Below are 12,832 nucleotides of genomic sequence, written 5' to 3' on the forward strand. Positions count from 1 at the left end.
TAACCATGGAGACGGACTGTATTGAGGAAGCGCTGCCCGCCGGGACCCGGCTGCTGCACATCGGCCCGCACAAGACCGGGACCACCGCCATCCAGGGCGCGCTGTTCGCCGCGAAGGACGCGATGCCCGCGCACGGCGTCGACTTCCCCGCGCACAGCAGACACCCGATGGAAGCGGCCCTCGCCGCCTGCGCCCGGCCCGCGATGATGGGCGACACCGTGCCCACGGACAAGCACTGGACGCGCCTCCTGGGCGCCGTGCGCGCCACCGGCGACCGCACCTCGGTGATCAGCAGCGAGTTCTTCGCCGACGCCGAGGACGACGAGACGATCGCCCGGATCGTGGAGCGGCTCGGCGGCGAGCGCGTACACATCCTGGTCACCCTGCGCCCGCTGGCGAGGATCATGCCCTCGCAGTGGCAGCAGTACGTGCAGAACGGTCTGCGCATGGGCTACGGCGACTGGCTGGAGCACATGCTTCGCAAGGCGCCCTACGAGCAGCCCAACCCCAGCTTCTGGCGGCGGCACCGGCACGACCGGCTGGTGGAGCGCTGGACCCGGGTCGTGGGTCCCGGGCGCGTGACCGTCGTCGTGGTCGACGACGGCGACCGGGACGGGCTGCTGCGCACCTTCGAGGCGCTGCTCGGGCTGCCCGCGAATCTGCTGCGGCCGGTTCCGGACACGGCGAACCGTTCTCTCACCCTCGCCGAGACCGAAATGCTGCGGAAGCTCAATGTGGAATTCCGCGGCAATGGGCTCCCCGACGAGCTGTATTCCAAGCTCGTGCGCAACGGCGCGGTCATGCATATGAAGAATGCGTGCAGCCCGACCTCGCAGGACGTGAAGATCACCACGCCCCGCTGGGCCGTGGAGGCGGCGGGCGCGATCGGCGCCGAGATGGCCGGCACCATCGCGGCCACCGGCGTGCGGGTCGTAGGGGACACGGCGCTGCTGTCGGCCGTACCGGAGGCCGCCGACAAGGTGTCCGGGCCGCCGCGGATCGCGCCCGAGGTGGCCGCGCAGGCGCTCTACGGAGCGCTCGCGGCGGTGGCCGCGGCGCCGGTCCGGCACACCGCGCCCGCCAAGGCGCGGACGGTTCACCAGACGTCCTCGAAAGAACTCGTGCGCGTTCTCGGTCACCGTTGTCTGAAGAAGCTCCGGCGCCGCTGAGAGGTGTCGTCGCCCGGTTACCGGCAGTGCAAGATGAATGACAGGTGTCGCTTACATATGCGGCGGAGGTCACTCGCCTTGCACTGCGGTAACCGCGAGTGGGACCATTTGCGAGTTCCCCCGTTGTCCCGAGGTAGGTCAAGGTCACCTGTGTCGCACATAGCCAAGCCCCGCACCACCGCAGTGATCCTGGCCGGTGGCACAGGCCAGCGCGTGGGTCTCTCGATCCCCAAGCAGCTGCTGAAGATCGCCGGCAAGGCAGTCATCGAGCACACCCTGACCACCTTCGAGAACGCCGACTCGATCGACGACATCATCGTGCTGATGGCGCCGGGCTACGTCCCGGACATCGAGAAGATCGTCGCCAAGGCCGGCTTCCAGAAGGTCACGCGGATCATCGAGGGCGGCTCCACGCGCAACGAGACCACCGAGCGCGCCATCGCCGCGCTCGGTGAGGGCCTGGCCGAGGGCGAGGACCGCAACGTCCTCTTCCACGACGCCGTGCGCCCCCTGCTCTCGCAGCGTGTGATCGACGACTGCGTGATCGCGCTGGAGCGCTTCCAGGCCGTCGACGTGGCCATCCCGTCCGCGGACACCATCATCGTGACCCGTACGCACGGCGACGACGGCGAGTTCATCACCGAGATCCCCGACCGCTCCCGGCTGCGCCGCGGCCAGACGCCCCAGGCGTTCAAGCTGTCCACGATCCGCCGTGCCTACGAGGTCGCCGCCGGGGACCCCAACTTCCAGGCCACCGACGACTGTTCGGTCGTGCTCAGGTACCTGCCGGACGTGCCGATCCACGTCGTCGCGGGCGACGAGTACAACATGAAGGTCACCCAGCCCGTCGACGTCTTCATCGCCGACAAGCTGTTCCAGCTCGCCTCCACGGCCGCGCCCGAGCAGGTCGACGAGGCCGCCTACCGCGAGCTGCTCACCGGCAGGACGGTGGTCGTCTTCGGCGGCTCGTACGGCATCGGCAAGGACATCGCCGAGCTGGCCGAGGCCTACGGCTCCACGGTGTACGCGCTGGGCCGCTCCACCACCGGCACGCACGTCGAGAACCCCGAAGAGGTCGACGACGCGCTGTCCAAGGCGTACGCCGAGACCGGGCGCATCGACTACGTCGTCAACACCGCGGGCGTGCTGCGCATCGGCAAGCTGGCCGAGACGGACAACGCGACCATCGAGGAAGCGCTGAAGGTCAACTACCTGGCGCCGGTCCAGATCGCCCGTTCCGCGTACAAGTACCTCGCCGAGACCAAGGGCCAGCTGCTGCTGTACACCTCCAGCAGCTACACCCGGGGCCGTGCCGAGTACAGCCTGTACTCCTCGACCAAGGCCGCGATGGTGAACCTCACGCAGGCCCTGTCCGACGAGTGGGCAGGCGACGGCATCCGCGTGAACTGCATCAACCCGGAGCGCACCGCGACCCCGATGCGCACCAAGGCGTTCGGCCAGGAGCCCACGGGCACCCTGCTCTCCTCCGAGGCCGTCGCCCGCACCTCCCTCGACGTGCTGCTGTCCGAGCTGACCGGCCACGTCATCGACGTACGCCAGCAGGACCCGACGGCCGGCGCGGCCAAGGCTTCCGGATTCGAGGCCGCCCTGGCCTCCGTGCTGGACGTTCAGGACGGCGTGTAATAATCGGCAGTAATTAGGCTTTTGCGGGAATTCAGGTCTCTGTGTTCGCCCAATTCGGGGCGTTCGCAGGGACCTGACTCCTTGACCTGGCAAATTACTCAAAAACCCCAAGAGCAGGTTTATCAGTGATTTCCACCGCTATCCGCGTCGCCCGGGTGGGCAGCGCAGCCGAACTGGCCGCGGCGGTCCTCATGATGCTGGGATTCCCCGCCCTCATGCTGGCCGCGCTGATCCCGAGCGTCCCCGCCTTCGCGGCCGCGGCCGTCGTGACGTACGTCGCGGACCACTATCTGCACCGGCAGGCCAGCTATCTGGTCAACCGCCTCAGCAAGGTCAGAGCGGGCATCTCGATCCGCTTCCTGATCCGCCAGCTTCTCCTGATCCTGCTGCTGGCCCGGCTGAACCTCTCGGACCACCTGATCTTCTACGGCGCGATCGCCTGCTTCATCGCCTTCTACGGCCTCCAGGCCCCGCACGGCGCCGTCGTCACGCTGATCCGCAACCGCCGCCGGATGCCGGTCGCCACCCGCAACGTCGACCTCGGCTCGCGCATCCACATCCCGGACGCCCCGCCGTTCGGCCTGCTGGAGCGCTCCGCCGAGAAGATGCTCCACCTCGACCTGTTCGCCGTGATCGGCCTGCTGATCTCCGCGCAGCTGGACGCCGGTCTCGCGGGCTTCGTCGGCATCGGCGTCACCCTGTTCCTGGGCACCGTGTACGTCCTCGGGCTCCTGTCCTACATACGGGGCACGAAGATCCCGCCGACGCCCGAGGTCATCCTCGACGCCGTCGACGACTGGCTGCACGAGTACAAGCCGCAGACGGTGCTCTGCTTCTCCGGCTCCAAGGACTCGGCGTACCAGGTCAACATGTGGCTGGAGACCATGGAGGAGCTGGACACCCGGCCCCTGGTCCTGCTCCGTGAGCGCGTCATCCTGCAGAACCTCGCCCCCACCAAGGCACCGGTCATCTGCGTGCCCGGCGGTGTGCACCTGATGAACATGGACCTGTCGACCGTGCGCGTCGCCCTGTACGCGGCGAACGTCGGCAAGAACATCCACCTCCTGCGCGTCCCCACCATGAAGCACGTCTTCATCGGCCACGGCGACAGCGACAAGCTGGCCAGCGTCAACCCGTTCAGCAAGGTCTACGACGAGGTGTGGACCGCCGGCCGCGCGGGCCGCGACCGCTACGCCATCGCCGACGTCGGTGTCCGCGACGACGACATCGTCGAGGTCGGCCGCCCGCAGCTCGCCCCCATCCAGACCTGGCAGGGCGTGCCCGAGGACCGCATCCCCACCGTCCTGTACGCGCCGACCTGGGAGGGCTGGGACAACGACCCCGGCAACACCTCCCTCCTGCTGGCCGGCGAGAACATCGTGAAGAAGCTGCTCAAGGCCGACCCGCCGGTCCGCGTGCTGTACAAGCCGCACCCCTTCACCGGCACCGTCAGTTCCGCGGCCGGCTCCGCGCACCGCAAGGTCACCGCGCTGGTCGAGAAGGCCGCCGCCGAGCGCGCCGCCGACCCGCGCTTCCAGGCCGACGCGGACGCCCAGACCAAGGCCAAGGCCGACCTGGTCCGCATCGAGGCCCGGATCACCGAACTGTCCGGCGGCCCCGCCGACAAGGGCGACGAGGCCGAGCTGACCCGCGACGGTGTCGTCGACCTGGCCAAGTACGAGGAGATCGCCCGGCTGCGCGCCGAGTGGAACGACGCGTACTGGAACTCCTTCGGCACCTTCGAGCACCGGGTCATCTCGGGCGCCGAGCCGCGCCTGTACGACTGCTTCAACGTGTCCGACGCGATGGTCTCCGACATCTCCAGCGTGGTCTCCGACTTCATCGCGAGCGGCAAGCCGTACGCGGTCACGGACTCCGCGAAGCTGGGCGTGGAGGAGTTCAAGCGGCAGAACACCGCGGTGCGCGCCGCCGTGATCCTCTCCAACAAGGCTGCGGAACTGGGCGAGTTGCTCGCGGCGGTCCGCGCCCCCGACGCCGACCCGCTGGCCGAGGACCGCAAGGAACTCAAGGAGTACCTGCTCGGCCCCGACGAGCCCACGTCCATCGAGCAGTTCAACACCGCGGTGAAGAACCTCGCGCTCAAGTCCGAGGCCCGTAACGCCGGCCAGGAGCGGGCGGCGACGGCGACGGAGGCAGAACTGACGAGCTGAGCCGCGCGCTTCAGTGTCGCGCGTCAGTTTTCGGTCAAGAAGAGCCCGGTTTTCGGGGAGTGATCCTCGAAAACCGGGCTCTTCTGCGTATCCCCTGCTGACGGACGACAACCGATCCACTCGGTCGGCCGTCTTGGAGACGGCGATTCAATGAACAAAAGGGGAGTGCGTAATCGTGACGCAGCCTGATGTGACCGTGGTCATCGGGGCGTACGAGGCGATGCCGTACCTGGTCGAGTGCCTCCGCTCGGTCGAGGCGCAGACCCTGGACCCGTCCCGTATCGAGGTCATCGCCGTCGACGACGGTTCGACGGACGGCACGGGGGAGTACCTGGAGGAGTTCGCGACCCGCGCCGCGACCCACGTCACGGTGATCCGCCAGGAGAACTCCGGCGGCCCCAGCTCCCCGCGCAACGTCGGCCTCGGCAAGGCGAGCGGGCGCTACGTCTTCTTCCTCGACGCCGACGACCGGCTCGCCCCCGAGGCCCTGGAGCGCATGGTCGCGATGGCCGACCGCAACGGCACGGACGTGGTGCTCGGCAAGGTCGAGGGCATCAACCGCGTCCCGCCCAAGGCGGCGTGGGTCGAGACACTGGAGCGCACCGACGTCTTCCACTCCAACATCAAGTTCACCCTGAGCGCCCAAAAGCTGTTCAGGCGGGCGCTGTTGGAGCGGCACAGCATGCGGTTCGACGAGTCGCTGTTCACCGGCGAGGACGCGCTGTTCACGATGGAGGCGTATCTCCGCGCGGACGGCGTCTCGGTGATCGCCGACCACACCTGCTACTTCCTGGTCGGCCGCGACGACGGCAAACACGTGACGAAGAGCGGGAGTTACACGCTCCGCTTCGACTCGGCGCGCGCGTTGATGAACCTCATCGCGGAGATGGTCCCTCCGGGGGTGGAGCGGGACAAGCTGATGCTCCGCCCGTTCCTGGTGACGCTGTTGCCGCAGTTCGGTCCGAAGTACGTGGGGGACAGTGAGCGGGTACGGCGGCACAAGTTCGAGCTGGCGAAGCCGTTGATGGACGCGCACTGGACGGATGAGGTGGCACTCCGCCTCAAGGTCGACGAGCGGCTGCGGTTGCATCTGGTGGCCGAGCAGCGCCCCGAACTCCTCCTGGAGATCGCCCAGTTCCTCAAGTCGAAGAAACGCCCCGAGGCGGTGGTCGAGGGGCGGGGGCGTCGGGTGTACCTGGCGTATCCGCACTTCCGCTCGGCGGAGGCGGGCCTGCCGGACTCCCTCTATCTGGCCGAGCCTCGCGAGGCGCGTGGGGTGGGGGGGTATCGGGAGGGGGGAGCGGGGGTGTTCTTGCGAAGGGTGGTGCGGAAAGTACGTCGACTGCGGGCCGGTGGGGGCGGGCCGCGCAGTTCCCCGCGCCCCTAAAGAACGCAGGGGGACCGGTGTCTTTTAGGGGCGCGGGGAACTGCGCGACCAGCCCCCACCGACCCGCACCCGGAACTCAACCCATCTGTCCGCGACCTGGACCAACGTGCACACCCCAACCCGGTTCGCGTAAATTGCCGCAGGTCACCCGAACTACCCCCGGGGGGATCCGTGGCAGGGGCAAGGCAGGCCGTGACCGAGGCCCGCAGGATCGTCGTCAAGGTGGGTTCCTCCTCGCTGACCACCGCGGCCGGAGGCCTGGACGCCGACCGCGTGGACGCGCTCGTGGACGTGCTCGCCAAGAGCCGCAGCGGGGGCGAGAAAGAGGTCGTCCTCGTCTCCTCCGGCGCCATCGCCGCAGGCCTCGCCCCGCTCGGACTGCGCCGCCGCCCCAAGGACCTGGCCCGCCAGCAGGCTGCCGCCAGTGTCGGGCAGGGCCTCCTCGTGGCCCGCTACACCGCCTCCTTCGCCCGCTACGGCATCCGCGTCGGCCAGGTCCTGCTCACCTCCGACGACATGAGCCGCCGCTCCCACCACCGCAACGCCTCCCGCACCCTCGACAAGCTCCTCGCCATGGGCGCCCTCCCGATCGTCAACGAGAACGACACCGTCGCCACGGACGAGATCCGCTTCGGCGACAACGACCGGCTCGCCGCCCTCGTCGCCCACCTCGTCCACGCCGACCTCCTGGTCCTGCTCTCCGACATCGACGGCGTCTACGACGGCGACCCCAGCAAGCCGGGCACCTCGCGGATAGCGGAAGTCCGCGGCCCCGCCGACCTCGCGCACGTCGAGATCGGCAGCGCGGGCAAGGCCGGCGTCGGCACCGGCGGCATGGTCACCAAGGTGGAGGCGGCCCGGATCGCCGCCGCCGCCGGCATCCCCGTGGTGCTGACCAGCGCGGTCCACGCGACCGACGCGATGAGCGGCGGCGACACGGGAACGTACTTCCACGCCACCGGGAAACGGTCCGCCGACCGGCTGCTCTGGCTCCAGCACGCGTCCACCCCGCAGGGCTCGCTGACGCTCGACGACGGCGCCGTGCGCGCGGTCGTACAGCGCCGGATGTCGCTGCTGCCGGCCGGAATCGCCGCCGTGGAGGGCGAGTTCAGCGCGGGCGACCCCGTAGAACTCCGGGACAGCACCGGACATCCGGTCGCCCGGGGCCTCGTCAACTTCGACGCCAAGGAGATCCCCCAGCTGATCGGCCGCTCCACCAGGGAACTGGCACGGGAGCTGGGACCGTCGTACGAGAGGGAAGTCGTACACAGGGACGACCTGGTGATCCTGCACCCGTAGAACGACCGAGACGTCCGCCTCCCGGACCCCCGGCCGAAAAGAGTGGGAACGTCCGGCCGGAGCACCCCACCCGCGGTGGACCTTCTGTAAAAGCGCCACGCGGACGTCTTCGGCCTGCTCAACTTTGCTCAGGGACACATCCGCGCGAGCACAGCAGCTCGACCGTTGCGTAAGGAGGCCGTCGTGAGACGAGTGCGCCCTGGGGCGGCGGCGTCCCGCGGTGGTGCCACCTCCCGTCTGCCCGGCGAGGAGCGCACGCTGACGAGCGTCGCGGCCGGTGCCCGGTACGAGGGCGAGGAACCCAAGGACCTCCCCCGTCTGTGGCATGTCACCCTCAGCGTCTCCGGCGACGAGGCCCCGCTGAAGGAGGTCAGGCGCGGCCTGGAACAGCTCGCCCACGACCACCCCTTTCTGCTGACCAGCCGCTACGCCAACGACCACGCGGAGATCCGCTACTGGGAAGAGGCCCGCGACCTGCACGACGCCGCCGCCGTCGCCCTCCGCCTGTGGGGCGAGCACCGCCAGACCGCCAAGCTGCCCCCGTGGGAGATCGTCGGCCTGGAGGTCATCGACCGCGAGACCTACCACCAGCGCATCTCCGAGGGGTACGGCCCGCTGCCAGCGACCCCCGTCGGCGTACATCCCTTTTGAGCCCGCTTCTGGTCCTTCTGGGCTTGTCTCGCGGTTTGGGATAGCCGGTGGACGCCTCCGCCCGGCGCACTACCCTTCCCTCATGACCACGCTCTCGCCGTACGACTCCCTGTCCCCGGTCACGCAGGCCGCGTACCGCGCCAAGTCCGCCGCCGCCGACCTCGCGCCGCTCCCGCGCGCCGAGAAGGACGACGCGCTGCTCGCCATCGCGGACGCGCTGGAAGTCCGTACGAGCGAGATCGTCGAGGCCAACGCCAAGGACATCGCCAAGGCCCGCGCGGCCGGCACCAGCGAGACGGTCATCGACCGGCTGACGCTGACGCCCGAGCGCGTACGGGCCATCGCCTCGGACGTACGGGACGTCGTCGCGCTGCCCGACCCGGTCGGCGAGGTCGTCCGCGGCTCGACCCTCCCGAACGGCATCGACCTCCGCCAGGTCCGCGTCCCCCTCGGCGTCGTCGGCATCATCTACGAGGCCCGCCCGAACGTGACGGTCGACGCCGCCGCCCTCTGCCTCAAGTCCGGCAACGCGGTACTCCTGCGCGGTTCGGCCTCCGCCTACGAGTCCAACGCCGCCCTCGTGCGCGTCATCCGCGACGCCGTCGGCGGCGCCGGACTGCCCGCCGACGCCGTGCAGTTGGTGCCCGGCGAGAGCCGCGAGAGCGTGCGCGAACTGATGCGCGCCCGGGGCCTGGTCGACGTCCTCATTCCCCGCGGCGGCGCCTCCCTGATCCAGACCGTCGTCACCGAGTCCACGGTCCCCGTGATCGAGACCGGCGTCGGCAACTGCCACGTCTACGTCGACGCCGACGCCGACCTCGACATGGCGATCGACATCCTGATCAACTCCAAGGCCCAGCGCCCCAGCGTCTGCAACGCCGCCGAGACCCTCCTCGTCCACCAGGACATCGCCCCCGAGTTCCTGCCGCGCGCCCTGGACGCCCTCGCCGAGGCCGGCGTCACCGTCCACGCCGACGAGCGCGTGCTCGCCTACGCCAAGGACTCCGAGGCCACCGTGGTCGAGGCCACGCCGGAGGACTGGGACACCGAGTACCTCTCCTACGACATCGCCGCCGCCGTCGTCGACTCGCTCGACAAGGCCGTCCAGCACATCAGGCTGTGGAGCTCCGGCCACACCGAGGCGATCGTCACGACCTCCCAGCAGGCCGCCCGCCGCTTCACCCAGCTGGTCGACTCCACCACCGTCGCCGTGAACGCCTCCACGCGCTTCACGGACGGCAGCCAGTTCGGCTTCGGCGCGGAGATCGGCATCTCCACCCAGAAGCTGCACGCACGGGGCCCGATGGGCCTGCCGGAGCTGACGAGCACCAAGTACATCGTCACGGGCGACGGGCACATCCGCCGCTGAGACCCTGCCGTCCGGCATATGCGCGGGGCATAACGGCTCGTGGCGGGGAAGACGTCTCACCCAGCGGATGAATTTCCCTACCGTCTGCCCAAATTGACCCCCCAGGTCTACTCTGGAGAGGTGCCGGAGGACGTGGGGGGCACGCCGTTCCCTGACGGCTGGGAGCCCGACGACGACCACGACCGCGGAATGTCGGACGAAGAGTTCGCATCCGTGGTCTTCGACGAGGCCTTCGTACGGGCGGCCGTAGTACACGAGCCGACCGCCGTCGAGCGTCTCCTTGCCGCCGCGCAGGCCAGAGCCGAGGCCTCCGAGGCCGAAGCGCGCCGCGCCCAGCACGGCAGAGGCGCACGGGACGACCTCTTCGAGGACGCGTACGGGCGCGAATTCGGCCATGATCCGGAACTTGACGAGCTGGACGACTCGGATCTCGTCGAGGGCCGCTACGGCGCCCCGGGGACCTACGGCAAACAGGTCCGCTGGCACCGCCCCGTCGCCTGGCTGCTCGCTCTCGTGATGGGCATCGGCATGGTCGCCCTGGCTTTCTCGGCGGTCTACCGCGGCGCGTCCTCGGGCAGCAGGGACCGCGTCCCGCCCCCGGCCTCCACCGGCGTGGAACAGGGCACGGCGGCGGCACCCTCCGCTTCCGCCGACAACTCCCAGCCACCACTGTCGGCGGCTCCGCGCAAGCCCTGAGCGATCCCCGACCGGCCCCGTGAGAACCTGTCAGAACTTGTCGTGTACCAGGGCGTTTACCTGAGGCTCCAGAGACCTACTCTGAAAGTATGGGCGGTCCAGGAGACCCACCCGAGGGGACGCCCGAGGGCGCTCCCGGTGGTGGTGAGGACGAGTACCGATCCGTCGTCTTCGACGAGTCGTTCGTCCGCGCTGCCCGCCTCCAGGAATTCTCCGCGCAGGAGCGCATGGCCGACCACGCGCCCGCCGTCCGCCGCCGCCCGGCCCTGCGCCGAGGTCTCTCCCGCCAGGCACTGGTCCTGGTCATGCTGATCGCCGTCGCCTTCGGCACCGCGATCTACATGGGCGTACGGCACCCCTACACGACCCCCGCGGCCCAGCAGCCCGCCGAGCCGCTGCGGATGACCGTCATACCGCTGTCCCCCCAGGGCAAGGTGCCGGGAGCGGCCGACGCCGAGTCCCTGTACGCGCACAGTCCCGCCGCGGAGTTCGGCATCGGCGGCGAGGGCATACCCCTGCCGGCCGCGCGGCGCACCGGGCACTTCTCGGACAGCCAGGTCGTGGCCGCCCTGAGCACCGCCAAGGACTACATCGTGGAGTCCTCGCTCTACCCGGCGGTCCTCACCGGCGGACAGATCCGCCCCGCGCGCGTCCTCGTCGACCCGGACCAACTCGACCAGTTCGACCAGAGTTTCGAGCACCCCATCGCCGACGGCCGGCACGAGCCCACCGGATGGCTGGTTCGCTTCGACCCCTCACGCGTCCAGCTGGCCGACCGCAAGATCCGCGTCCAGGGCACCCTCCAGGCCACCGAGATCGACTCGTCCACCCTTGAGGTCACCGCCGACGGAATCTTCGTCTACGCGCTACGGCCGACCGCCTCGGCGGGCTCCGCCGACAAGGCCCAGGTGTCCCTGTTCACCGTCCGCCGCGAACTGCACTTCCGCTTCGACCGCGACGACCTGCGCATGCACCAGGCCCAGATCGTCGTCTCCTACGTCCAGGCCGGGCCGCTGTCCTGCGCCGACGACTCCGTGACCCATCTGCACCCCCTGCTCGCCGGGCAGACCGCCAGGACGGGCGGCCCGGCCGGCACCGACCCGTACGCGACGGGCAGCGCCACGGCGGTGTGCGGATCACTGGCGGCCGGCGCGCAGCCCAAGGTGTGAGTTTCCTGAGTTTCCGCACCTGGGGCCGAGCACCGGATCCATGTGTCCGAGGTCAGTCCCCGTCGCGCGGCGGCGTGTCCGTCGGCGGCTGCTCGGTGCCGTTGGCCGAGTCGGCCGGCGGCTCGTCCTGCGGTGACGTGCTCGCGAAGCCGCCGAAGCCGCGCCGCACCCGGCCGCCCAGGTCGCCCGCGCCGCCGGCGATGTCGCTGACCAGCTTCATCAGCGGGTCCTTGGAGCTCTTCACGTTGGTGGCATAGCTCGCCGCCGACTCGCGGAACGCGTCCGTGACCGAGGTGTCCTTGTCCTCGCTGCGCCGCGGGTAGTGGCCGTCCATGATCCGCTGGTAGTCGCGGGACTCGGCCCACTTCTTCAGCTCGGCGGCCCGCACGGTGGTGAACGGGTGGGAGCGGGGCAGCACGTTCAGGATCTTCAGCACCGAGTCGCGCAGGTCGCCGCCCGACTCGAACTCCTCGGCCTGCTTGAGGAAGGCGTCCACGTTCATCTCGTGCAGGTGGTTGCCGCCCGCGATCTTCATCAGGCCGCGCATCGAGGCCCGCAGGTCCTGGCCGACCAGCAGACCCGCGCGGTCGGCGGACAGCTCCGACTTGCGGAACCACTCGCGCAGTGCCGTCACGATCGCCAGGATCGCGAGGTTGCCCAGCGGGATCCAGGCGACCTTCAGGGCCAGGCTGGTCAGGAACAGCAGGATCGTGCGGTACACCGAGTGGCCGGAGAGGGCGTGGCCCACCTCGTGGCCGACGACCGCCCGCATCTCCTCCTCGTCGAGCAGCTCGACCAGGCCGGTGGTGACGACGATGATCGGCTCGTCCAGGCCGATGCACATCGCGTTGGGCTGCGGGTCCTGGGTGACGTACATCGGCGGGACCTTCTCCAGGTCCAGGATGTAACAGGCGTCCCGCAGCATGTCGTTGAGGTGGCTGAACTGCTGGTCCGACACGCGCACCGAGTCGGAGAGGAACAGCAGCCGCAGACTGCGCTCGGGCAGCAGCCCGCTGAGCGCCTTGAACACCGTGTCGAACCCGGTCAGCTTGCGCAGCGCCACCAGGGCGGAGCGGTCGGCGGGGTGTTCGTACGCACGCGAGGAGATCCCCGGGAAGCGCCTGCGCTGCCTGCTCGGCACGTTCTCGTGCCCGTTCTGCTCGTGGCCGTCTTCGGACATGTGGTCCCCCATGTGCGTGTGAGTGCCCTGAGTGCCCCCGAAGCAGAGCCCAGCCTAGGCGGAGATACCGTGGACGGGCAGTACAGCGAAGGAGTCA

General features: G+C 69.6%; 10 protein-coding genes. 9 read left to right on the top strand and 1 reads right to left on the bottom strand.

Annotated elements, in window-relative coordinates; all coding sequences use genetic code 11:
* Window positions 1-5 precede the first annotated feature (5 nt).
* The 9 genes from ACIQBL_RS15360 to ACIQBL_RS15400 all read left to right on the top strand — a co-directional run bounded on the left by ACIQBL_RS15360 (window position 6) and on the right by ACIQBL_RS15400 (window position 11,555).
* Complete coding sequence (locus ACIQBL_RS15360; protein WP_401941384.1) at window positions 6-1,169, top strand: hypothetical protein; 1,164 nt, start codon at window positions 6-8, stop codon at window positions 1,167-1,169.
* A gap of 150 nt (window positions 1,170-1,319) precedes the next feature.
* On the top strand, window positions 1,320-2,813 hold the full coding sequence (locus ACIQBL_RS15365; RefSeq protein ID WP_401941386.1) for an SDR family NAD(P)-dependent oxidoreductase: 1,494 nt from the start codon (window positions 1,320-1,322) through the stop codon (window positions 2,811-2,813).
* Between the two features lie 125 nt (window positions 2,814-2,938).
* The gene (locus ACIQBL_RS15370) at window positions 2,939-4,984 is read left to right on the top strand and encodes a hypothetical protein (RefSeq protein ID WP_401941389.1); all 2,046 of its coding nucleotides are present in this window, start codon (window positions 2,939-2,941) and stop codon (window positions 4,982-4,984) included.
* Window positions 4,985-5,159: 175 nt separating this feature from the next.
* Window positions 5,160-6,371 (top strand): glycosyltransferase family 2 protein, encoded by a 1,212-nt coding sequence (locus tag ACIQBL_RS15375; RefSeq protein ID WP_401941391.1) that lies wholly within the window; start codon window positions 5,160-5,162, stop codon window positions 6,369-6,371.
* 192 nt (window positions 6,372-6,563) lie between these two features.
* The gene (proB, locus tag ACIQBL_RS15380; protein WP_401942510.1) at window positions 6,564-7,670 is read left to right on the top strand and encodes a glutamate 5-kinase; all 1,107 of its coding nucleotides are present in this window, start codon (window positions 6,564-6,566) and stop codon (window positions 7,668-7,670) included.
* 192 nt (window positions 7,671-7,862) lie between these two features.
* Window positions 7,863-8,321 carry a hypothetical protein gene (locus ACIQBL_RS15385; protein ID WP_401942512.1) on the top strand — a complete coding sequence of 153 codons (459 nt, stop codon included), beginning with the start codon at window positions 7,863-7,865 and terminating at the stop codon, window positions 8,319-8,321.
* Window positions 8,322-8,403: 82 nt separating this feature from the next.
* Window positions 8,404-9,690 (top strand): glutamate-5-semialdehyde dehydrogenase, encoded by a 1,287-nt coding sequence (locus ACIQBL_RS15390; RefSeq protein ID WP_401941394.1) that lies wholly within the window; start codon window positions 8,404-8,406, stop codon window positions 9,688-9,690.
* A gap of 93 nt (window positions 9,691-9,783) precedes the next feature.
* The gene (locus ACIQBL_RS15395) at window positions 9,784-10,386 is read left to right on the top strand and encodes a hypothetical protein (protein ID WP_401941396.1); all 603 of its coding nucleotides are present in this window, start codon (window positions 9,784-9,786) and stop codon (window positions 10,384-10,386) included.
* An 89-nt stretch (window positions 10,387-10,475) separates the two neighbouring features.
* Window positions 10,476-11,555: a hypothetical protein gene (locus tag ACIQBL_RS15400; protein WP_401941399.1), complete on the top strand. Its 1,080-nt coding sequence runs from the start codon at window positions 10,476-10,478 to the stop codon at window positions 11,553-11,555.
* 52 nt (window positions 11,556-11,607) lie between these two features.
* On the opposite strand, the gene ACIQBL_RS15405 is transcribed toward ACIQBL_RS15400, so the two are convergent.
* The gene (locus ACIQBL_RS15405; RefSeq protein ID WP_401941402.1) at window positions 11,608-12,735 is read right to left on the bottom strand and encodes a M48 family metallopeptidase; all 1,128 of its coding nucleotides are present in this window, start codon (window positions 12,733-12,735) and stop codon (window positions 11,608-11,610) included.
* Window positions 12,736-12,832: the final 97 nt, after the last annotated feature.

Source organism: Streptomyces sp. NPDC088350, from assembly GCF_044753545.1.
Classification (GTDB): Bacteria; Actinomycetota; Actinomycetes; order Streptomycetales; family Streptomycetaceae; genus Streptomyces.

Bases quoted from the DNA above. Each gene is read 5' to 3' on its own strand.
- ACIQBL_RS15360 (WP_401941384.1), top strand. From the start codon at position 6: ATGGAGACGGACTGTATTGAGGAAGCGCTGCCCGCCGGGACCCGGCTG.
- ACIQBL_RS15390 (WP_401941394.1), top strand. From the start codon at position 8,404: ATGACCACGCTCTCGCCGTACGACTCCCTGTCCCCGGTCACGCAGGCC.
- ACIQBL_RS15400 (WP_401941399.1), top strand. From the start codon at position 10,476: ATGGGCGGTCCAGGAGACCCACCCGAGGGGACGCCCGAGGGCGCTCCC.
- ACIQBL_RS15405 (WP_401941402.1), bottom strand. From the start codon at position 12,735: ATGTCCGAAGACGGCCACGAGCAGAACGGGCACGAGAACGTGCCGAGC.